Source organism: Pseudomonas cichorii (genome assembly GCF_003700275.1).
GTDB classification, from domain to species: Bacteria; Pseudomonadota; Gammaproteobacteria; order Pseudomonadales; family Pseudomonadaceae; genus Aquipseudomonas; species Aquipseudomonas cichorii_B.
Window position 1 is genome coordinate 54,148 of record NZ_RBRE01000003.1, and the last position, 20,636, is coordinate 74,783.

General features: G+C 57.2%; 21 protein-coding genes and 1 tRNA gene. 3 read left to right on the top strand and 19 right to left on the bottom strand.

What is annotated here, in order from left to right; genetic code table 11:
• Nucleotides 1-7 precede the first annotated feature (7 nt).
• Nucleotides 8-1,621: a hybrid sensor histidine kinase/response regulator gene (locus ALQ04_RS00820; RefSeq protein ID WP_122313774.1), complete on the bottom strand. Its 1,614-nt coding sequence runs from the start codon at nt 1,619-1,621 to the stop codon at nt 8-10.
• A 195-nt stretch (nt 1,622-1,816) separates the two neighbouring features.
• Between ALQ04_RS00820 and ALQ04_RS00825 the strand changes: the two genes are divergently transcribed.
• Nucleotides 1,817-2,440 carry a response regulator transcription factor gene (locus tag ALQ04_RS00825; protein ID WP_122313775.1) on the top strand — a complete coding sequence of 208 codons (624 nt, stop codon included), beginning with the start codon at nt 1,817-1,819 and terminating at the stop codon, nt 2,438-2,440.
• A 90-nt stretch (nt 2,441-2,530) separates the two neighbouring features.
• Entirely contained in the window at nt 2,531-4,126 is a 1,596-nt protein-coding gene (locus tag ALQ04_RS00830) for a hybrid sensor histidine kinase/response regulator (protein ID WP_183142075.1), read from the top strand.
• 261 nt (nt 4,127-4,387) lie between these two features.
• On the opposite strand, the gene ALQ04_RS00835 is transcribed toward ALQ04_RS00830, so the two are convergent.
• Together ALQ04_RS00835 and ALQ04_RS00840 are read right to left on the bottom strand one after the other, a co-directional pair.
• Nucleotides 4,388-5,656 (bottom strand): OmpP1/FadL family transporter, encoded by a 1,269-nt coding sequence (locus tag ALQ04_RS00835; protein WP_122313777.1) that lies wholly within the window; start codon nt 5,654-5,656, stop codon nt 4,388-4,390.
• 263 nt (nt 5,657-5,919) lie between these two features.
• A complete protein-coding gene (locus ALQ04_RS00840) occupies nt 5,920-6,702 on the bottom strand; it encodes an OBAP family protein (protein WP_122313778.1) in 783 nt (260 codons plus the stop codon).
• A gap of 247 nt (nt 6,703-6,949) precedes the next feature.
• On the opposite strand from ALQ04_RS00840, the gene ALQ04_RS00845 reads away from it, so the two are divergent.
• On the top strand, nt 6,950-7,462 hold the full coding sequence (locus tag ALQ04_RS00845) for a DUF4142 domain-containing protein (RefSeq protein ID WP_122313779.1): 513 nt from the start codon (nt 6,950-6,952) through the stop codon (nt 7,460-7,462).
• A gap of 144 nt (nt 7,463-7,606) precedes the next feature.
• Here the strand turns inward: ALQ04_RS00845 and ALQ04_RS00850 are convergent.
• The 16 genes from ALQ04_RS00850 to ALQ04_RS00925 form a co-directional block, all read right to left on the bottom strand.
• A tRNA-Lys gene (locus tag ALQ04_RS00850) sits at nt 7,607-7,682 on the bottom strand.
• A 63-nt stretch (nt 7,683-7,745) separates the two neighbouring features.
• Nucleotides 7,746-8,420: a 7-cyano-7-deazaguanine synthase QueC gene (gene queC / locus ALQ04_RS00855; protein WP_183142076.1), complete on the bottom strand. Its 675-nt coding sequence runs from the start codon at nt 8,418-8,420 to the stop codon at nt 7,746-7,748.
• 16 nt (nt 8,421-8,436) lie between these two features.
• Complete coding sequence (gene queE / locus ALQ04_RS00860; RefSeq protein WP_122313793.1) at nt 8,437-9,084, bottom strand: 7-carboxy-7-deazaguanine synthase QueE; 648 nt, start codon at nt 9,082-9,084, stop codon at nt 8,437-8,439.
• A gap of 171 nt (nt 9,085-9,255) precedes the next feature.
• Complete coding sequence (ybgF, locus tag ALQ04_RS00865; RefSeq protein ID WP_122313781.1) at nt 9,256-10,071, bottom strand: tol-pal system protein YbgF; 816 nt, start codon at nt 10,069-10,071, stop codon at nt 9,256-9,258.
• Nucleotides 10,072-10,077: 6 nt separating this feature from the next.
• Nucleotides 10,078-10,575, bottom strand: a complete 498-nt coding sequence (pal, locus tag ALQ04_RS00870) for a peptidoglycan-associated lipoprotein Pal (RefSeq protein ID WP_004879156.1) — start codon at nt 10,573-10,575, stop codon at nt 10,078-10,080.
• Between the two features lie 52 nt (nt 10,576-10,627).
• Complete coding sequence (gene tolB / locus ALQ04_RS00875) at nt 10,628-11,929, bottom strand: Tol-Pal system beta propeller repeat protein TolB (protein WP_122313782.1); 1,302 nt, start codon at nt 11,927-11,929, stop codon at nt 10,628-10,630.
• Nucleotides 11,926-12,981, bottom strand: a complete 1,056-nt coding sequence (tolA, locus tag ALQ04_RS00880) for a cell envelope integrity protein TolA (protein WP_122313783.1) — start codon at nt 12,979-12,981, stop codon at nt 11,926-11,928. Before tolA ends, tolB begins: the two co-directional genes overlap by 4 nt.
• Nucleotides 12,981-13,445 (bottom strand): protein TolR, encoded by a 465-nt coding sequence (gene tolR, locus ALQ04_RS00885; RefSeq protein WP_002554654.1) that lies wholly within the window; start codon nt 13,443-13,445, stop codon nt 12,981-12,983. The genes tolA and tolR overlap by 1 nt, the downstream gene beginning before the upstream one ends.
• 14 nt (nt 13,446-13,459) lie before the next feature.
• Nucleotides 13,460-14,155 (bottom strand): protein TolQ, encoded by a 696-nt coding sequence (gene tolQ, locus ALQ04_RS00890; protein ID WP_122313784.1) that lies wholly within the window; start codon nt 14,153-14,155, stop codon nt 13,460-13,462.
• The gene (gene ybgC, locus ALQ04_RS00895) at nt 14,145-14,612 is read right to left on the bottom strand and encodes a tol-pal system-associated acyl-CoA thioesterase (protein WP_122313785.1); all 468 of its coding nucleotides are present in this window, start codon (nt 14,610-14,612) and stop codon (nt 14,145-14,147) included. Before ybgC ends, tolQ begins: the two co-directional genes overlap by 11 nt.
• Nucleotides 14,613-14,748: 136 nt before the next feature.
• Nucleotides 14,749-15,807: a Holliday junction branch migration DNA helicase RuvB gene (gene ruvB / locus ALQ04_RS00900; protein WP_122313786.1), complete on the bottom strand. Its 1,059-nt coding sequence runs from the start codon at nt 15,805-15,807 to the stop codon at nt 14,749-14,751.
• On the bottom strand, nt 15,808-16,416 hold the full coding sequence (ruvA, locus tag ALQ04_RS00905; protein WP_122313787.1) for a Holliday junction branch migration protein RuvA: 609 nt from the start codon (nt 16,414-16,416) through the stop codon (nt 15,808-15,810).
• A 115-nt stretch (nt 16,417-16,531) separates the two neighbouring features.
• Nucleotides 16,532-17,056 (bottom strand): crossover junction endodeoxyribonuclease RuvC, encoded by a 525-nt coding sequence (gene ruvC / locus ALQ04_RS00910; RefSeq protein WP_122313788.1) that lies wholly within the window; start codon nt 17,054-17,056, stop codon nt 16,532-16,534.
• 129 nt (nt 17,057-17,185) lie between these two features.
• Nucleotides 17,186-17,932 (bottom strand): YebC/PmpR family DNA-binding transcriptional regulator, encoded by a 747-nt coding sequence (locus tag ALQ04_RS00915; RefSeq protein ID WP_122313789.1) that lies wholly within the window; start codon nt 17,930-17,932, stop codon nt 17,186-17,188.
• Between the two features lie 115 nt (nt 17,933-18,047).
• Nucleotides 18,048-19,823 carry an aspartate--tRNA ligase gene (gene aspS, locus ALQ04_RS00920; protein ID WP_122313790.1) on the bottom strand — a complete coding sequence of 592 codons (1,776 nt, stop codon included), beginning with the start codon at nt 19,821-19,823 and terminating at the stop codon, nt 18,048-18,050.
• Nucleotides 19,824-20,090: 267 nt separating this feature from the next.
• A complete protein-coding gene (locus ALQ04_RS00925; protein ID WP_122313791.1) occupies nt 20,091-20,429 on the bottom strand; it encodes a ribbon-helix-helix domain-containing protein in 339 nt (112 codons plus the stop codon).
• Nucleotides 20,430-20,636 lie beyond the last annotated feature (207 nt).

Sequence of the window (20,636 nt, forward strand, 5' to 3'; positions counted from 1 at the left end):
CGTCAACTCACGAACGCTCCACTGGCTTCTCGCGCATCGCCAACAGGCTCATGCGCAACTCTGAAGGCCGCAGCGGCTTGGACAGGACGGACACTTCCCGGGCCTGCAACTCTTCCAGCACCCTTTCCACTTCCCGGCCAGTGACGATCAGGGCCGGGACCTCCCAGCCACGCGCGGCACGAATGCTGTCGATACAGTCCAGGCCGTTGGCGGTAGTGCCCAGATCGTAATCGGCGACGATGATGTCGCAGTCGGTAATCAGGCCTTGCGCAGAACGTGCCGTCTGTACCTCGCAGCCCCAACGTTCGAGCAGCGCAGCGGTAGCCATCAGCACGTTATTGTCATCTTCCACCAGACAGATTTTCACACCTTCGAGCAGGCTGTCGCCGAGGCTCTTCCTGACCGACGGCAAAGCCGGAGCGGCCACTTCTTCAAGCCCGCGAATCGTCACCGAAGTCCCGCGATCCACCTGCGACTCAATACTGACCTGCACGCCGAGAAGCTGACTGAGGCGCTTGACGATGGACAAGCCCAGCCCCACACCTTCGACGTCTTTATCCCGTACATGGCGTACCCGGTAGAACTCATCGCAGACTTTGGGCAGGTGTTCGGCGGCAATGCCGCGGCCCTGATCATGAACGCTGATCGACAGGCCATCCTTGCGCCGACGTACACCGATCAGCACCGGATGCTCGGGGGCATATTTGAGCGCGTTGGAGAGGATGTTCTGCACCATGGTGGCGAGTAGCGTGCCATCGGTCCTGGCCCAGCGCCGGCAGGGCCTGACCCGTAACTCGACACCGGCCCAGCCGGCCGCCGCCGTGTTTTGCTGGACGATGTCGCGCAGCATCTCGTCCAGATTGACCACATCCGACTTGGCGGAAACCTTGCCGCTGTCCAGGGTGTAGATATCCAGAATGGAGCGAAACAGTTGCGATACGTTGTGCAGGGAACGATCGATGCTATCAACCAGTTTGCGCTCGTAATCGCCCAGTGGGCTGGCGCGCAGGCACGCGGTAAACATGCCGATGGAGTGAATCGGCTGACGCAGATCATGACTGGCCTGGGCGAGGAATCGCTCTTTCTCGCGATTGGCCACAGTGGCCTGCTCCGTTGCCTCGCGGGTTCTGACCAGCAGGATATGAGCGTAGGCCGGGACCAGAATGGTCACCGTGACCAGCATCACGACCATGAACGGCTGCGCCTGCCAGTACGGCGTCAATTGGTAGGTGATCAGGATCGACAGTAGCGCCAGGCAGGCAGCAACCGCCAGATAGCGCGAGCCGAAGCGCATGCCGTTGCCGAGCGTGACCCAGACCATCACACTGAAGATCGGCAGCGTCGCTTCCCCGCCGACGATCAACCCGATGGAAATCCCTGTGTAGTCATGCAGCATGCCCAGCACCCGGCGGACCGGATACACACCGGGATAACGCACGATGTGCTGACGCAGGATCATGGAAACCACCAGGAAGCCGGTGTAGTAACCAATGATCGGCTCGTACTGGTCCATGTCGAAGTTCGGCAGAAAGCCGATTGCAATCACATAAATGATGGCAAAGGTGGCGACGATCAATCTCAGTGTCGCCTGATCCAGTTCCGCGTTTCTCCGTTCCTGCATATGCGCCCCTTGCTTCAAGACAGGGCAAGTTGCCTACCCGTCCTGGACTTCACTATAAATACTGGCGCACTAATATCACTTAAATAGCCACTACTTGATAGTCACGGAAAATAACCAGATGAAAGGCGTATCATTTCTGATACAAATCATCTCTATCGAGTATGATGTGCCCACTTAACATACGGAAGCAAAGGCATGTCGTGCAGAATCATCGTGGCCGACGACCACCCTTTATTTCGTGAAGGCATGTTACGCACTATCGAGAGACTGTTGCCCGAGGCAGTTATCGAGCAAGCCGGCAATCTCAATGAAGTTCTGGCCCTGGCACGCACGGGCGATGAAGTTGATACGCTGATTCTCGATCTGCGCTTCCCCGGTCTGAGTTCGATGCAGACTATTGCCGAACTACGCGATGAGTTCAGACGTACAACCATCATTGTTGTGTCCATGATCGATGACCTGGAAACCATTTCCCAGGTCATGTCACATGGCGCCGATGGTTTTATCGGCAAGAACATCGACCCGCTGGAAATCACCGAGTCCATCATTGCGATCCGGCAGGGCGAAGTGGTCGTCAAATACAAGTCCGAAGGCTCTATCCTCAATGACTCGGAGGTCAAGGCACTCAGCCCGCTGACTTCGCGCCAGAAACAGGTTCTGAGCCTGGTCGCCGCCGGCAAGACCAACAAGGAAATTGCCAAGGAACTCGGTATCTCACCTTTCACGGTGCGTATCCACGTGTCCAGCCTGCTCAAGGTGCTTGGCGTGTCGACCCGCTCTGCTGCGGCGGCGCAATTTTCCAGCATGGCCATCAAGTAAGACCCGTAATTCTGGCTGTGCCGCTCTCTTCGCTCCACTGTCGGACCAGGAAACATGATGTCGCTACTTTCCAGATGCAAAGACCTGGAAATGATCCAGGCCCTGTTGCGAATGGCGGTCATCGCCACGTCCGCGCTGTATGCATTGATCATGTATGCGCTGGACGACATGCCGGAAAACAGGATGTGGGTGATCCTCGCCTACTGCCTGGGCTTCGGCGTTGTCGGCATCGGTCTGATCGTGCGTATAGCCCAGCGCCCGGGCGTCTCCACCCGGCGCCGGATGTTCGCGCTCGTGGTCGACAACCTTGCCGGGATCGTGACCATTACCGTGGGTGGCGAACCGATGCTGCCCGTGTATTCGGTGATGCTCAGCATGACGGTCGGCTACGGCATGCGTTACGGGCGCAACTACCTGTTGCTGGCCACCGGTTTTGCCATGGCTTCGCTGGCGATCATCATCGCGCTCACGCCATTCCTGCAGGAGCATCCCGCGGTCGCAGTGATGATGATCCTGACCATGCTGGTCCTGCCGCTGTTCGTGTACTTCCTGCTCTCGCGCCTGCATATTGCCCTGGAAGAAACCCAGGCAGCCAACGAGGCCAAATCGCAGTTTCTGGCTCAGGCCAGCCATGACCTGCGCCAGCCGATCCACTCGATCAGCCTGTTTACCGCCTGCCTGCATGACGCAAAACTGGGCACAGACGAACGTCGGCTGGTCGACAATATCGACCGGGCATTAAGCGTGGTGGAACAGCTTTTCCGCTCCCTGCTGGACAGCCACACGCTCAACCAGGGCGAAGTGACGGCGCGCCCGGAAAGCGTCGATGTCGACGCGCTCTTGAGTGGCCTGGCCAGCCAGAACAGCGAGGCAGCCAACTGGGCCGGGGTCGAAATCCGTGTGCGCCCCTGTCACCTGCATGTCTACAGCGACCCGGCACTGCTGCGCACCCTGCTGCAGAACCTGATCTCCAATGCATTCAAGTACGCTCCCGGCAAACCGATGCTGATTGGCTGCCGACGCCAGCATGGCAGGCTGAGCATTGGGGTCTATGACCTGGGCCGCGGCATATCGGCGCAACACCTGCCCCACCTGTGCGATGAGTTTTACCGGGTACGCGAAGAGCGCGATCAGGACATCGAAGGCGTCGGTCTCGGGCTGAGCATCGTCAACCGCATTGCCCGGCTGCTGGCGCTGAAAGTCGACATTCGCTCACGCCCGGAACGCGGCACGGCCGTAGTCATCAGCGGCCTTGAAACCGTGTCCGCAGAGCGCACGGAACCGACTCCCGAAATTGACTGGAACAAGCGCCTGCTGGGCGGTCTGCGGGTGTTGCTGATCGAGGACAACCTCAACGTGCTGCAAGCCACCGCCATGTTGCTGCGCAAATGGGGTTGCGAAGTGCAGACCGCCTCGGCCATCCCCAAGGTCCGCGTCGATTGCGATCTGGTCGTGACCGATTTCGACCTTGATCGCAGCGCCACCGGCGCAGACAGCATCGCTTACCTGAGCGAACTGCATGGCCGCCGGATACCCGCTATCGTCATCACCGGTCATGATCTTCAGCACGTCCAGCAATCGCTGAACGATCCACAGATCCCGGTCCTCTCCAAACCCCTGCGTCCTGCAGAACTGCGTTCGCTGCTACTTAGTTTCAAACTCAGACTGATGCGCGCCTCGGCATGAAACATGGCACCTGTATATGATACGCGCCCTATAACGATTTCTTCGCTGGCATCCTTTGAACTGAATATCGTATGGCAGCGACGTTATTAATAAAACGCACTGTTTCGGTGCTCTTGTTAAAGATGTATTGCCGCCCAACCGTTTGAATAAACCGTTGATGAGCGTTGTTTTCGAGATTCAATTACAGCAATAAATACGGATCCGGAAATACCGGCCCCGCACGCTGGCAAAGTGTACGACTCGTATCGCCACTCTCCCGGATCAGAAACGGTATGTTGCGCCGATCCCAAACAGATTTGCCTCGCTTTGATAGGTCGCACTGTAACTGCCCAGCGCATTGGCGCGGCTGACATCGACACTTTGTTCCTTGAGATAAGAGTAAGCCACATCAAGGGTCAATTGCTCAGTAACGTCATAGCCAGCACCAACACTGAATATTCGCCGATCCCCGGTAGGTGTACGCGGCGAACGATTGGTGTTGCTGGTCGGCGACTGATCCAGCACCAACCCCGTGCGCAATACCCATTGCGGACTCAAGCGGTAAGCAGTGCCGATGGCATAGGCCCAGGTATCGTGCCAGTTGAGGCCTTCCTGAATCGAACCGGCCAGAGCAGGTGCCAGCAAGCCACCTTGCGCTGCCGAAATGGGCTGGTTACGCAGGTTCAGGTCCTGCAGGCGACTCCAGCCCGTCCAGGTTGCGCTGGCATACAGTTTCCAGGCATCGCTCAACTCATGCGTGACCGAAAAGTCGTAGGACTCCGGCGTCGCCACCTGCAGGGTGCAGTCATAACGATTGCTGGCGAGCAATTGCGGTGGTGTTCCTGCCCCGGTGGCGACCCGAGTATGACAACCCAGCTTGTAGTCCACCCTGGAATGGTAAGTCAGCCCGAGCCGCGTCCTGTCGGTCGCATTGAACAGGAGGCCGATATTGAAGCCCACGGCAGTATCGTCGCCCTTGACCTGTACGTGGGTGTCGGCAATCGCCGGACTGAGCGTGACGTCAGACTCCAGGCTGCCCGCAATCCGGTTCAGGGTCGGCCCGAAGCCAATCGACAGCCTGTCATTGAATGCGTAACTGACAGTGGGCTGCAAGGTCACGACCTTGATGTCGCTCTTGCTGGCGAACATTCGTCCCTGAAAACCGCTTTCATAGTCGGTCGACAGGCCAAACGGTGCATAAACCCCGAAACCGAACGCCCAATGCTCATCAAGCTTTTGAGTATAGAAACCAAACGGTACGCTGCTGAACGGCACCATGTCGCCGTCGTTGCTGCCACTGGAACGCCCACTGGCGTTGCTGATGTCGGTGGACGCATCGATAAAGGTCACGCCCGCGGTGATCTGCCGGCCTGCAAGACGCGCCATCCCCGCCGGGTTGCCATACACCGTACTGGCATCCTCGGCCGCCGATGCACGCCCGGCCTGGCCGATACCCATGCCACTGAGGCTTTGCTCGGTGCGGGCAAAGCCGCCGGCAAAGAGTTGCGTCGATACGAAAACAGCGGTGAAGCCGAGGGTCGTCTTGAACATGCTCATTTCAATTATGGAACTCGTTATTGGTCAGCAGCGCAGTGCCGAGGGCGAGTCCATTCATGGCAACCCGAGAAGACCTGACCGGCAGTCAAAGCGGCCCGGCATCATTGCAGCCGACCCCACGCCGATAAGACTTTGCTGTTCGGTGATCTCGAAATTCAATGCAGCGGGCAAGGCTACCAGTCGCACAAACGGCACTCCATAGTGCACATGTGCTATATGAAATCCCGCCCATTCATGCAGGCCAAGCGCTTGTGAGTCTATTCATGAGCAGGATGCCGATTACCTGTCGGGTCCTGGATCTGGATGGCTCGCCCTTCTTTCCAGGCATCAGCGCCCGGCAGCAAGGCGGGGGCAGCGATATCTTTCCTGGCCTCTTTATTGGCTGCACTGCTGATGCCAAATCGCTTATCGCGCTCTGCAACCATCTGCTCATCAACCTGGCCATCAGCGGTAAAGCCCATCATCAATTGAGGAACGCCCAGCGGCAGTTGCTTATCCATGTCGGTATGCCAGGTATGCCAGGTCTTGCCGTAGGTTCGCACCAGCTTTTCCATCAGGGCATGCTCTGCCGGTTGCGGAATACCCGGTGCGATCAACTGCCCGGATTTGACCTCATGTACATGGCTATGCCAGAGCGCCTTTTCCTGCTCAGGGAGCTTGAGAAACTGTTGCTCACTGACGATGTATTCCACGCCCATCAACTTGGCATCCTTCATATTGCCGTCGAAAATCACACACTGAATGACCTCTTCATTGAGGATCGAGCAGTAATGATGAGCCTCCATCTGCTCCTGCATGCGGCCATTGTAAAAATGAAAGCCGTCGAGGTAGGCATTCAACTCATCGACTGGAGGGCGACCCTGCAATACCTCTGCCCCCACATCAAGGGCCTTGGCCAACGGCGCTGTAGCCTCCCCGGGTGCCACGACCGGGGAGTGGGTGTTGTTGTCGCCACAGGCCAGCAATGCGCCCATGCACAACGAAATGGTTGAAAACCCGAGTGCTGTCGAGCAAGAACGACGCACATTGAAATCTTTCATCTTTCCTCTCCCTGACCATCTGCGGTCGGACCGGTTGGCGCACGCCACACTCAGGCGCGATGGCGCAGGCGACAAGGTTCTGAACGCGGACCTGCAGTCAGGTTTCAACATTCTGTCGGGCCAACAAAAGCAGGCATAAAGCTACTGTACCCTTCGGGAAATAGGCTGAACGATGGAGATAGGCCTGAGTCGGTATTCATGACGGCAATAAATGCCATGTCACAAGACTGATAAAAGGAAAGATCAAATGGCCCATTTAATTAAAACATCCGCGCTCGCTTTATTGATTTCCCTGGCAGGTCAGGCGGCCTTCGCGGCTCAAGACGACGACTTCGTGGAAGATGCCTCTGCCAAAGGTGTTGCCGAAGTGGAAGCCGGCAAGCTCGCGCAGGAAAAGGGCAGTTCTGCCGATGTGAAAAGCTTTGCCGAGATGATGGTCAAAGACCACATGGCAGCCAACACCAAGCTCAAGGCACTGGCCGAGAGCAAGAAGCTGGAAGTTTCGAGTGACGCGCAAATGATGGATAAAGCGAAGTCAATGATCCTCGAGCTACGGAGCGCCAAGTCTTTTGATCAGGCGTACGCCAACAATCAGGTGATGGCCCACGAGGAAACCATTGCTCTGTTCGAGGAGCAGGTGGCAAACGGTAAGGACGCCGAACTCAAGGCTTTCGCGACTGATACATTGCCCAAGCTGAAGGAACATCTTGTTCGGGCGAAGAAGCTGGCTGAAGCGCACGGTGGGAATGCAGGCCAATAACGCTTGCTGATTCGTCAGGCCTGTTGGTCTGGCGAATCATGAATAACGTTTTGTTAAGCGTATCGGACTTTTATTTTCTGACAGATCGCTTGATAGCGATCTGTTTTTGACAGGCATTGAACATGGCGTTCAAGACCAGAAATATGGTGGGTCGTGTGGGATTCGAACCTACGACCAATTGGTTAAAAGCCAACTGCTCTACCAACTGAGCTAACGACCCTCTGTTGTGTGGCGCGTATATTACTGATTTTTATGAGTAATTCAACACCTTTTTGAAAAAAGATTAAAAATAACGTGTCGGGTCCGCTACGCCGGCAGTTGCGAAGCCTTCTGCACGCAGGCGGCAGCTGTCGCATTTAGCGCATGCACGGCCGTCATCATCGGCCTGATAGCAGGAAACGGTCAGCCCGTAATCGACGCCCAGAGCGATGCCTGCCTTGACGATGTCAGACTTGCTGAGGTTCTGCAGCGGCGCGCGGATGGTGAAACCCTGCCCCTCCACACCTGCCTTGGTCGCCAGATTGGCCATGCGCTCGAACGACTCGACGAACTCCGGGCGGCAATCCGGGTAGCCCGAATAATCCACCGCATTGACGCCGATGAAGATGTCACGCGCGCCCAGCACTTCTGCCCAGCCAAGCGCCAGGGACAAAAACACGGTGTTGCGCGCCGGCACGTAGGTCACCGGAATGCCTTCAGTAGGCGCTTCAGGGACGTCGATGGAGCTGTCGGTCAATGCCGAGCCACCGATGCCATTGAGATCGAGGCCGATGACCTTGTGCTCGACGGCACCCAGATCCTTTGCCACACGCGCAGCAGCGTTCAGCTCGGCGCGATGGCGCTGGCCATAGTCGAAGCTCATGGTGTAGCAGGCGTAGCCTTCGGCACGGGCCATCGCGACTACAGTGGCCGAATCAAGGCCGCCGGACAGCAGGATTACGGCTCGTTTCTCGGTCATGGTCAATTCACTCATTTCAGCGCCCCGGCTCGTCATCCCAAAGAATTTTATGCAACTGCATCTGCAAACGGACTGGCAGGTTATCGGCAACGATCCAGTCTGCCAGATCCCGCCCTTTCAGTTCGTGGTGGCTGGCCGAAAACAATACCTCGCCAGCCCGCTTGTCCAGCCCGTACTGAATCAGCTTGGAAACGGCCCAGTCGTAGTCATCCCTGGAGCAGATCACAAACTTGACCTGATCGTTGGGCGTCAGCAGCTCCATGTTTTCGTAACGGTTGCGCGTCACTTCCTTCGAGCCCGGAGTCTTCAGATCGACCACGCGGCTGACCCGCGTATCGACGGCCGAGATATCCAGGGCACCGCTGGTTTCCAGCGATACCTGATAGCCGGCATCACACAGACGTTCAAGCAAGGGAATGGCATTGGGCTGGGCAAGCGGCTCGCCGCCGGTTACGCAGACATAGCGCGGACGATAGGCCGCTACCTGTTCGAGGATGTCGTCCAGGGTCTGGATCTTGCCACCGGTGAAAGCATAGGCGCTGTCGCAATACTGGCAGCGCAGGGGACAGCCGGTGAGGCGCACGAATACGGTGGGCAGCCCAGCCGTACGGGTTTCACCCTGTAACGAGTAAAATATTTCGGTGATGCGTAATGTGTCTTGCATATCAGCCACGGGCGTAACAGCTAAACAGGCCGTCCGCCTCCGTCAGGCACTTCAGGGCACCCTGCAATCGCAGAATCCAGTGAAGCGTAATAAATACCGGAATTTCGGGTGCGAAATTCTAACGAAAAAAGCCGCGACAAGCGCGGCTTTCTTGAATTGCGGACTCAAGCATCAGAGACGCTGGAGATCCCGCTGTGCCAATTGCGCGGCAGAAGTACCCGGATACTGGGCAACAACCTGCTGCAGAATGCCTTTGACCTTGTCGGTATGGCCGAGACGACGCTCGACATCCGCAAGCTTGTAAAGCGAATCAGGCACCTTGGCATGCTTCGGATACAACTGGCTGACCTTGGCAAAAGCCTGACCGGCACCCTGGAGGTCGCCCTTGGCCAGATTGACTTCGCCCAGCCAGTATTGGGCATTGCCCGCATACGAGCTGTTCGGGTACTTGCGCAGGAAAGCGGTAAAAGCCTGGCTGGCCTTATCGAAATCCTTGGCCTTGATCAAATCGAAGGCAGCTTCGTAATAAAGCTTTTCCTTCGCCGGATCAGGAGGCTCGGAGCCTGCTGCCGGAGCCTGTGCCGCCGGGGCAGAAGGCGTCCCGCTGGCGTCGATATTGCCGCCAGAAGGTTGGGAATTATTGGTAGCTGCAGCGGCTGCGCCACTGGAGATACGCGAGTCTAGATCCTGGTAACGCTCCAGAGCTTCCTGCTTCATGCGCTGGATATCGTTCTGCTGGACTTCGACGACACCACGCAAACGCGCGATTTCGTCCTGCATTTGTTGCAGTTGCATGAACAGCTGACCGTTTGCCGAGGTCGGGGCCGAAACCCCTCCCCCGGCATAGGCGCCGGACGTGCCATAACCCGCTGGCGGATAACTGCTGCTGCCAGAGCCAGAATTGTCATCGACCACAGGAACCGCACCCCACGCTGAAAGCGGGAGGGTGAGGGCCAAAACGGTTAGAGCACGTCGGCACGTTCGCATGTCAAATTACTTACGCAGTTCGACGCGACGGTTTTGAGCCCAGGACTGCTCGTCGTTGCCGGTAGCAACTGGACGCTCTTCGCCGTAGGAAACCAGTTCCAGCTGAGCTGGGGAAACACCTTGCAGGACCAGGTAGCGTTGAACGGCTTTCGCACGACGCTCGCCCAGAGCCATGTTGTACTCACGAGTACCACGCTCGTCGGTGTTGCCTTCCAGAACGACGCGAGCGCCGTTTGCTTTCAGGTCCTTGGCATGCACGTCCAGGGAGCGCATTGCTTCTGGCTTCAGATCCGAACTGTCGTATTCGAAGTAGAAGGTGGTGATTGCGCGCAGAGCAGCTTCTTCGCTCAGGCTGCCGTCAACAGCGCCAGTGTTGGCACCGTAACCAGCGTTAGGGTCGACAGCGCCAGCGCCAGCGTTATCGCCGCCTTTGGACGAGCAACCAACAGCTACAGCCATGGCCAGAGCCAGCGCAGCAAACTTACCAAACTTCAACATTTCCATCTTGAAACTCCTAATGAACCCCAGTGTGTTAAGCAAATCGTGTAGCGCCGCGTCAGTTCAGGTAAGGGGACCAGGAAGGTTCTCTGACTTCGCCTTGAGCGGTAGGAAGCGGGAGCCTTACGCGTCCGTTAATGGACACGAGCATCAAGACTCCCCGGCCCTGCTGGCGGGTGGCGTAGATTACCATGGTGCCGTTGGGCGCAACAGTAGGCGACTCATCAAGGTTGCTATCTGTGAGGATTTTTACACTTCCGCGCGCCAAATCCTGCACTGCCACCTTGAAATTGGTGAAGCCGTCCTGCCGGTGAATCATTACCAGCGTCTTTTCATCGGCTGACAATTTCGGGTTGGCATTGTAGTTACCCACGAACGTTACACGCTCGGCACCACCGCCATTGATGTTCGTCTTGTAGATCTGCGGCTTGCCGCCACGATCCGACGTGAAGTATAGCGTAGAGCCATCCTTACCGAAGAAAGGTTCGGTATCGATGGACGAATCGTTGGTCACGCGGCTCAACTGACGGGAAGCCAGGTTGATCACATAAACCTCCGGGTTGCCGTCCTTGGACAGCACGAACGCCAGCTTGCTGCCATCGGGCGACCATGCTGGCGCGCCGTTGAGGCCTTCAAAGTTGGTGATCTGCTCGCGACGACCGGTATCGATGTGCTGAACGAAGATACGTGGGCGCTTCTGCTCGAACGAGACATAGGCGATACGCTTGCCATCAGGAGCAAAGCGTGGCGACAGGATCGGCTCGCGCGATTGCAACAGTGTCACAGCCCGGGCACCGTCGTAGTCCGAACGCTGCAGGGTGTAGCGGGTGTTGCTTTCCGAGAAGCGCTCGGCAGTCACGTACAGCATGCGGGTAGAGAACGCACCCTTGATGCCGGTCAGCTTCTCGAACGACTGGTCGGCAATGTAGTGCGCCATGTCGCGCAACTGGTCATTGGTACCCGACACGCTACCGGTCAACACCTGCTGCTCGGTGGCAACGTTGAACAGTGCGTACTGGATCTGCAGGCGACCGCCGGCAGGAACAATGTTGCCCACCATGACGTATTGCGCATTCAGCGCCTTCCAGTCACGGAAAATGACTTCGCTGGCCTGGGTCGGCAGGCTGATCATGTTCTGCTTGGGGATAGGCGAGTAGTAACCCGAGTTGCGCAGGTCATTACTGATGATCTCCGCCATATCCTCTGGCAACACGTTACCGCCCTGCCAGCCAAAAGGCACAACGGCAATCGGCGTGGCGCGGTCACTTCCGCTGGTGACCATGATGTTCTTTTCCTCTGCGACGGCCAATCCCGCCGCACAGCAAAGAACCAAAAGCAGTCCTCGAAGAAGGTTAATCACAAGGCTAGATCCTCAGGTGTGAATGTCATCTTGAATGAACGATAGGGAGCGAAGTCTGCTGGCTTCAAACCCTGCATTTCTGTCAAACGACCAATATTCTTGACCGCTGCCACTGCCGAACTGTCGAACGGGCCGTCACCACTGGACCTGGAAACAGTCACCGAAGTCACTGTACCGTCCGGCAACATGCCGATCTGCAGTACCACTGCCATGCCCTTGCGCGCCGATGGTGGACGAGCCCAGCCTTCGGATGCACGCAGACGAATCAGGTCGTCGAAGTTGCCAGCTGTCTGGTCGCCCACTTCGTCGGCCAGCGCCTGTTGCCGCTCTGTCTTGTCAGACAGCAGATCTGCCAGGGCCTGAGCCTTCTTGTCTTCGGCAGACTTGCGCGCAGCTTCCTGCGCCTTCTTGGCAGCCGCATCGGCAGCAGCTTTCTTCTTGGCGTCCTCGGCAGCCTTTTTCTTCGCATCGTCAGCCGCTTTCTTCTTCGCTTCATCGGCAGCCTGTTTCTTGGCTTCCTCGGCGGCGGCTTTCTTGGCGTCTTCCTCGGCTTTCTTCTTCGCTTCTTCTTCGGCTTTCTTCTTGGCTACATCAGCCAATTGTTTCTCTTCGGCCTTTTTCGCATCGGCAGCCTTTTTCGCGTCGTCGGCCTTCTTGGCTTCCTCGGCTTTCTGCTCGGCCTTCTTGGCTTCGTCAGCGGCTTTCTGTTCTTCGGCTTTTTGAGCAGCCTCTTCTTTCTTTTGTTCCGCAGCCTTTACAGCTTCCTGTTTCTGCTGCTCGATCTTTTTCTGTTCCAACTGCTCGACTTCAGTCTGTCGCGCAGCGGTCTTCTTTGCCTCGCCGGCAATCTTCTGGTTGGTCTGGGTCGTCGCCTGGCTCTTGGACTTGAGTTGGTAAAGCGTAGCCTGAACGACAGGTTTGGCCTCAGGCAACTCGGGAGTCATGGCAAAGCTGACGAAAAGCATGCCAAAAATCAGGATATGCAGTGCCACAGCCCAGACAGAGGGCCAGAAGTAGCTTTCCGAGGCAGACGGCTCTCGAATCGGCTGCATCAGGGGGCCTCGGTAATCAAGCCAACATTCCCTACCCCAGCCTTCTGCAGCCCGCCCATCGTGCCCATGACAGAACCGTAGTCCACGGTCTTGTCGCCACGAATGAACACCTGCGTCTGCTTGCCGGCATCACGACCGGCTGCGACGATCTTGGTCACGGCCGCGGTCAGTTGCGGCAGGGTCATTGCCTTGTCCATCTGCTTGTCGGTGTCGACTTCACTGCCAAGGTTCCAGTAATAGGTCTTGTCAGCCTTGATCGAAATGGTCAGGACCTGATTGTTGTTGTCTTGCGGCAAAGCCTCGCTGGAGACCTTGGGCAAGTCGACCTTCACGCCCTGGTTGATCATGGGAGCGGTCACCATGAAGATGACGAGCAACACCAACATCACGTCGATGTAGGGCACTACGTTCATTTCAGCGACCGGCTTGCGTTTTCTGCGACGATCTCGAGCGATTAAAGCCATGGGGAATTACCTGCTCACTCTTCGCTGGTGTGCACTTTACGGTGCAGGATCGCCTGGAATTCATCGGCGAACGTGTAGTAACGGCCGATCAGGGTCTCGCTGCTGGCGGCAAAACGGTTGTAGGCGATAACCGCCGGAATGGCGGCGAACAGGCCGATGGCCGTTGCAATCAGTGCCTCGGCAATGCCGGGAGCAACAGTGGCCAGGGTCGCCTGCTGTGCAGTCGCCAGACCGCGGAAGGAGTTCATGATCCCCCAGACCGTACCGAACAGGCCGATGTAAGGGCTGGTGGAACCCACGGTTGCCAGGAATGGCAGACCGGCTTCCAGTTTTTCTTCCTCGCGGGAAATGGCAACGCGCATGGCGCGGGCCACGCCTTCCATCACCGCTTCAGGATCGACGCCAGCCTGCTGGCGCAGACGGGAGAATTCCTTGAAACCGGCACGGAAGATCTGCTCTACGCCGGAATCGGGATCAGGGTTGCTACCCGCCTGGCGATACAGTTTGGACAGATCGATACCCGACCAGAAACGCTCCTCGAAGCTATCCAGGGCGCGTCGACCGGCACGCAGCATGTTGCTGCGCTGAAAGATCACGATCCACGATGTTACTGAAGCAGCCACAAGCATCAGCATCACCAACTGAACAACAATGCTGGCATTGCTGACCAAACTCCACATGGAGGAATGGTCTACGACGTTAGCTTCCACGCTTTATCTCCTGCTCTGAATGTATGCCCGCGCCGCTCTGGACAGCAAAGGCCGCTCGCAAAGCTTCGGGAATGGCCCGGGGTTTCAAACTATCGGCGCGTACACACGCCACTAAAAACTGCCCCTCACAGAGCAGCGTTGCATCCGCAGCCAGCCTTACCTGTTGCCTGAAGCGCAGGCTGGCACGGTTCAATTCGATTACTTCAGCACTTACCAGCAGCTCATCGTCCAGTCGCGCAGGCTTATGGTAACGGGCCTCACTGGAATGCACGACAAACAGCAGGTCCTCCTTCGCCAGCTGGGACTGGGCAAAACCCGACTCCCGCAGCCGCTCGGTACGAGCCCGCTCCATGAATTTCAAATAATTGACGTAATAGACGATGCCGCCTGCATCGGTGTCTTCGTAATAAACGCGACAGCGATGTGCGAACGGCTGAACCCCGTTTTGCGCGCGCATACTCTAGAGCTTACTCCTCAGGTTGCCAATCGGGTCAGGCAACTGTTTTTCATGGTTTTGCCACTTATTGATAGCTTCTGCCCTCAGGCTGGCAATCTGACCACCGAAACTGCAAATAAATCGCTGAGTGCCACTATTATTCGCTCGCACCATCCGCAAGACCCTCCTGAGCAACCATCTCCCCCATTCTGGAAGGAATATTCAACCCGAAATGCAGGTAGGCGTGGCGGGTAACCACCCGCCCACGCGGTGTGCGCATGATATAGCCTTGCTGGATCAAATAGGGTTCCAGCACATCTTCAATGGTGTGTCGCTCTTCACTGATCGCCGCAGCCAGGCTATCGACGCCGACAGGGCCACCATCGAACTTCTCGATCATGGTCAGCAGAAGGCGCCGGTCCTGATGATCGAAACCGTGCTCGTCGACATCCAGCAGGTTCAAGGCCTTGTCGGCGGTCTGCCGGGTGATATGGCCATCACTGCGAACCTGGGCAAAATCACGCACGCGGCGCAGCAAGCGGTTGGCGATACGCGGGGTTCCGCGCGCACGGCGGGCAATTTCAAAGGCGCCTTCGGGCTCGATGACCAGCCCCAGAATACCGGCGGAACGCGAGACGATGGTCGACAGATCGGCAGTGTTGTAGAACTCCAGGCGCTGGACGATACCGAAACGGTCACGCAACGGGTTGGTCAGCATGCCTGCACGAGTGGTCGCACCCACCAGCGTGAAAGGCGGCAGATCGAGCTTGATCGAGCGGGCCGCAGGGCCTTCGCCAATCATGATATCGAGCTGGAAGTCTTCCATTGCCGGATACAGCACCTCTTCGACGATAGGTGACAAGCGATGGATTTCATCGATGAACAGCACGTCGTTGGGTTCGAGATTGGTCAGGATCGCAGCCAGATCACCCGGCCGCTCAAGCACAGGTCCGGACGTACTCTTGATCGACACCGACATTTCCTGGGCAATGATATTGGCCAGGGTAGTCTTGCCCAGCCCCGGAGGGCCGAAGATCAAGGTGTGGTCCAGCGACTCGTTACGCCCACGCGCGGCCTGGATGAACAACTCCATCTGTTCACGCACGGCGGGCTGACCGATATAGTCGGACAGGCTCAGAGGACGAATGGCACGGTCCAGTTGCTCCTCACGATCACGGCCGCCACTGGCGGTGATCAGGCGATCAGCTTCAATCACTTAGCCCATCCCCTTCAAAGCACGTCGGATCAGATCGGCACTGCTCAAGTCTTTTTCCTTGATCGCTGAGACGGCCTTGCTCGCCTCTTGAGGTTTGTAGCCCAGGGAAATCAGTGCACTCACCGCATCCGACTCGGCAGATGCCACAGGTTCGGCCTGATTGGGACCATTGGAAACCAGAGTAAAGGTGCCCGGCAACGCCTCCCAGGCCTTGAAACGATCCTTGAGCTCGACCAGCAGACGCTCGGCAGTCTTCTTGCCGACGCCCGGAATCCGGGTCAGGGCCGAAGTATCCTGCGCCTGAACACAACGCACCAGCTCGTCGACCTCCAGGCCGGACATCAACGCCAGCGCCAGTTTCGGACCGACACCATTTAGACGGATCAGCTCACGGAACAGCTCACGCTCGCGCTTCTCGAAAAAACCATAGAGCAGATGCGCATCTTCGCGAACCACCAGATGGGTATGCAAGGTGACCGGCTCGCCGACATGCGGCAACCGGTAAAGCGTTGTCATGGGTACTTCCAGCTCATAGCCGACGCCATTGACGTCCAGTACCAGATGCGGTGGCTGTTTCTCGGCGAGAAAGCCACGTAAACGTCCAATCACGTATCAGATCCTTTCGTGTTGCCAGCCGCTGGCATCGCCCGTGCGAAAAACTTGAACACCATCATCACAGGAGTCACCAGACCTGCAAGCAAAAATATGCATGCGAATGATGCAGTCAGAGACGCAAGCGCCCACCGCGACTGCGCGCAGTCCCCAGCCCATGGGGAATCAGGCTCGAACGTGTGTGTGCATGACACAGTGCAATGGCCAGGGCATCGGAAGCATCGATCTGCGGTTTCTGGGTCAGCTTGAGCAGATGCATGACCATCATCATCACCTGCTCCTTGTTGGCGCCACCCGTTCCGGCAACCGCCTGCTTGACCTGAGTCGCCGTGTACTCGGCAATCTCCAGACCTTCCTCGGCACCCGCCACAATTGCCGCGCCCCGGGCCTGGCCCAGTTTCAGCGCAGAATCGGCATTGCGCGCCATGAACACCTTTTCGATGCCCATGGTGACCGGGCCGTAAGTCTTGATGACCTCACGCACACCGCGAAACACAATCTGCAACCGCTCCGGCAGTTCACCACTCCCGGTGCGGATACAACCTGAAGCCACATAGACACAACCACGCCCGGTATCACGCACAACGCCATAACCGGTGATTCGCGAACCGGGGTCGATACCAAGAATAAGAGTCATAACGCCCGCAGCTTGAGAACTAACGCAAAACAATGGATGCAGCATAAAGGCAGAAGCCGGAGGCCGATAGCGGTGAAATCATCACCGCTGCCTGCCCCCGGCCTCCAATGTACAACCGACAACCTGAAATCAGCCAAGCTGCTCCAGAACGTCATCGGGAATTTCCGCGTTGGAATAGACGTTCTGCACGTCATCCAGGTCTTCAAGCATGTCGATCAGCTTGAGAACCTTTTCTGCGGTTTCCAGATCGAGCACGGCGCTGGTCGTCGGCAACATGACGATTTCCGCATCGGCAGCCTTGAAGCCAGCCGCCTCCAGCGCATTGCGCACGGCGTAGAAACCGGAGAACGAGGTGAACACGTCGATGCTGCCATCTTCGTTGCTCACGACATCATCGGCGTCCGCTTCCATGGCCGCTTCGATCAGCGCGTCTTCATCGACACCGGCAGCAAAGGATATCTGGCCCTTGCGATCGAAGAGATAGGCGACGGAACCGTCAGTCCCCAGGTTTCCGCCACACTTGGTGAAAGCATGACGAACGGCTGCGGCGGTACGGTTACGGTTGTCGGTCATGGCCTCGACCATGATTGCAACACCGCCAGGGCCGTAACCCTCGTAACCCAGTTCCTCGACATCATTGCCATCGTCCGCGCCAACACCTCGCGCAACGGCACGGTCGATGGTGTCACGGGTCATGTTGGCACCCAGCGCCTTGTCCAGTGCCAGACGCAGACGCGGGTTGGAACCCGGATCACCGCCACCCTGGCGGGCCGCGACAGTCAGTTCACGAATCCATTTGGTGAAGATCTTGCCTTTCTTGGCATCCTGACGCTCTTTGCGGTGCTTGATGTTCGCCCACTTAGAATGACCTGCCATTTCTCGCTCCAGATTCTTTTTGAAACACCTTCACCTCTTACCCACCAGAGCAGGTAAAAGGCTTTTGCCCGACACGTGCAAGACAGGGCGCATCAAGGACGCGCCCTGCACCACATCACTCGGCCTTCTGCTGCTCGCGCAGACGAATGTGCAGTTCACGCAGCGCCTTGGCATCCACGACACCAGGAGCCTGGGTCATGACATCGGCAGCACTCTGGGTTTTCGGGAAAGCGATCACTTCACGGATCGACTGGGCACCGGTCATCAGCATTACCAGACGGTCCAGACCGAAAGCCAGGCCACCATGCGGCGGTGCGCCGTACTTCAGGGCGTCGAGCAGGAAGCCGAACTTCTCCTGCTGCTCGTCTTCGTTGATACCCAGCAGACGGAATACGGCCTGCTGCATTTCCTTGCGGTGGATACGGATCGAACCGCCGCCCAGCTCGGTACCGTTGAGCACCATGTCGTAAGCGCGGGACAATGCCTTGCCCGGGTTGGCTTCCAGCTCTTCAGGTGTGCACTTCGGCGCAGTGAAGGGGTGGTGCAACGCACTGAAACTGCCGTCGTCGTTCTCTTCGAACATCGGGAAGTCGACAACCCACATCGGTGCCCACTCGCAGGTGTGCAGCTTGAAGTCGTTACCAACCTTGATGCGCAGCGCGCCCAAGGCCTCGCTGACGATCTTGGCCTTGTCCGCGCCGAAGAACACGATATCGCCATCAACCGCGCCAACACGATCGAGGATCACATTGAGGTTGGCCTCAGGGATGTTCTTGACGATTGGCGATTGCAGGCCATCAACACCGTTGGCGCGCTCGTTGACCTTGATGTACGCCAGGCCTTTGGCACCGTAGATGCTGACAAACTTGGTGTAATCGTCGATCTGTTTGCGCGGAATACTTGCCCCGCCTGGAACGCGCAAGGCGGCAATACGGCACTTCGGATCGTTGGCAGGACCGCTGAAGACCTTGAACTCGACTTCCTTTAGCTGATCGGCAACATCGACCAGTTCCAGCGGGTTGCGCAGGTCCGGCTTGTCGGAACCATAACGACGCATGGCCTCTTCAAAGGTCATGTGCGGGAACTCACCGAATTCCAGATCCAGCACTTCCTTGAACAGCTGACGAACCATTTTCTCGGTCAGACCGATGATGTCTTCTTCATTGAGGAAGCTGGTCTCGATGTCGATCTGGGTGAACTCAGGCTGACGGTCGGCACGCAGGTCTTCGTCACGGAAGCATTTGGCGATCTGGTAGTAACGGTCGAAGCCGGCCACCATCAACAGTTGCTTGAACAGCTGTGGCGACTGCGGCAAGGCAAAGAAACTGCCTGGGTGTGTGCGGCTTGGTACCAGATAGTCGCGGGCGCCTTCAGGCGTGGCGCGAGTCAGGATCGGCGTCTCGACATCGAGGAAGCCGTTGTCATCCAGGTAACGACGGATGCTGGTGGTGATGCGCGAACGCAGACGCAGCTTCTCGGCCATTTCCGGGCGACGCAGATCGATGAAGCGATAACGCAGGCGCGTTTCTTCGCCGACGTCGGAGTATTCGTTCAACGGGAACGGAGGAGTTTCCGACTCGTTGAGCACTTCCAGCTCATAGCCCAGCACTTCAATGGCACCGGAAGCCATGTTGGCATTGACGGCACCTGCCGGACGGGCACGCACCTTGCCGACGACCTTGACGACATATTCGCTGCGCACACGGTCGGCAGCGGCAAAGGTCTCGGCACGATCGGGATCGAACACTACCTGGGCCATGCCTTCACGGTCGCGGATATCGAGGAAGATCACGCCCCCGTGGTCACGACGACGGTGGACCCATCCGCAAAGGGTAATTTCCTGACCTTCCAGACTTTCGTTCAGTTGGCCGCAATAATGGCTGCGCATCATGATGGTGTGTTCACTTCTCGTAATTCGAAATTCGGTGGGGCTTTCGCTCCTGGCCTGCGCTCAATAGTGCAAGGCACCGGCATCCAGTTCAAGCCGGTACCTGCTACGCAGAGCCATGCCCGCCAGCAAGGCGAAGGATTATATAGAGTTAATCGAGGCCGTGCAGCCGAACGAACTCATCCTGTCCGGATAAGTTCGTATTCGTGCCGGGCTACAGGCTTGCGACACCGCTCGAAAGGACCCGCCAGAGGCGAACCCGGAGAAATATCAGGCTTGGGCCTGCTCAAGATCGGCCTTCAGCAGGTGGGCAACACAGACAACGCGGATCAGCCCGCTGAAGTTCTTTACACCGCCGTAACGCAGATGAACCTCCCTGTCGATATAGGAAAGCACTGCATTCACGGAACAGTTATTGGAGCGGGCAATGGCCGACAATATATTCCAGTAAACCTTTTCCAGACGCAGACACGTCGCCAGGCCATTAAGCCGTACCGATTTGGAATGCGGCTGCGCCAGATTCATATTGAAGTCTTCGACAAAGGGATCATTGCGTATCGACGAATGTCGACTTAAATCTTTGACCTCACGTTCAACACCTCTAACCATGACAGTCCCACCTCTAAAAAATCAATCGAACATCAGTAAGAAACATTTAAAAATAAATAAATGCAGCACCTATGAGGCCCGATTAAAAATCTTATATCCAGTAGAACCGACACCCTTATTCTGTAGGAGATGACTACAGGAGAATAAGGAATAAAGAGACACACCACGTGCTATAACTTAAACGCAGTCATAAAATGTGTTTAATAT

What these genes read in the sequence shown, in the direction of transcription:
- ALQ04_RS00845 (WP_122313779.1), top strand. Translation starts at nt 6,950, where the DNA reads ATGGCCCATTTAATTAAAACATCCGCGCTCGCTTTATTGATTTCCCTG.
- queC (WP_183142076.1), bottom strand. Translation starts at nt 8,420, where the DNA reads ATGACCGAGAAACGAGCCGTAATCCTGCTGTCCGGCGGCCTTGATTCG.
- tolA (WP_122313783.1), bottom strand. Translation starts at nt 12,981, where the DNA reads ATGCAGCCGATTCGAGAGCCGTCTGCCTCGGAAAGCTACTTCTGGCCC.
- ALQ04_RS00820 (WP_122313774.1), bottom strand. Translation starts at nt 1,621, where the DNA reads ATGCAGGAACGGAGAAACGCGGAACTGGATCAGGCGACACTGAGATTG.
- aspS (WP_122313790.1), bottom strand. Translation starts at nt 19,823, where the DNA reads ATGATGCGCAGCCATTATTGCGGCCAACTGAACGAAAGTCTGGAAGGT.
- queE (WP_122313793.1), bottom strand. Translation starts at nt 9,084, where the DNA reads ATGCAAGACACATTACGCATCACCGAAATATTTTACTCGTTACAGGGT.
- ruvC (WP_122313788.1), bottom strand. Translation starts at nt 17,056, where the DNA reads ATGACTCTTATTCTTGGTATCGACCCCGGTTCGCGAATCACCGGTTAT.
- ALQ04_RS00925 (WP_122313791.1), bottom strand. Translation starts at nt 20,429, where the DNA reads ATGGTTAGAGGTGTTGAACGTGAGGTCAAAGATTTAAGTCGACATTCG.
- pal (WP_004879156.1), bottom strand. Translation starts at nt 10,575, where the DNA reads ATGGAAATGTTGAAGTTTGGTAAGTTTGCTGCGCTGGCTCTGGCCATG.
- ybgC (WP_122313785.1), bottom strand. Translation starts at nt 14,612, where the DNA reads ATGCGCGCGCAAAACGGGGTTCAGCCGTTCGCACATCGCTGTCGCGTT.
- ybgF (WP_122313781.1), bottom strand. Translation starts at nt 10,071, where the DNA reads ATGCGAACGTGCCGACGTGCTCTAACCGTTTTGGCCCTCACCCTCCCG.
- ALQ04_RS00830 (WP_183142075.1), top strand. Translation starts at nt 2,531, where the DNA reads ATGATCCAGGCCCTGTTGCGAATGGCGGTCATCGCCACGTCCGCGCTG.
- ALQ04_RS00825 (WP_122313775.1), top strand. Translation starts at nt 1,817, where the DNA reads ATGTCGTGCAGAATCATCGTGGCCGACGACCACCCTTTATTTCGTGAA.
- ALQ04_RS00835 (WP_122313777.1), bottom strand. Translation starts at nt 5,656, where the DNA reads ATGTTCAAGACGACCCTCGGCTTCACCGCTGTTTTCGTATCGACGCAA.
- tolR (WP_002554654.1), bottom strand. Translation starts at nt 13,445, where the DNA reads ATGGCTTTAATCGCTCGAGATCGTCGCAGAAAACGCAAGCCGGTCGCT.
- ALQ04_RS00840 (WP_122313778.1), bottom strand. Translation starts at nt 6,702, where the DNA reads ATGAAAGATTTCAATGTGCGTCGTTCTTGCTCGACAGCACTCGGGTTT.
- ALQ04_RS00915 (WP_122313789.1), bottom strand. Translation starts at nt 17,932, where the DNA reads ATGGCAGGTCATTCTAAGTGGGCGAACATCAAGCACCGCAAAGAGCGT.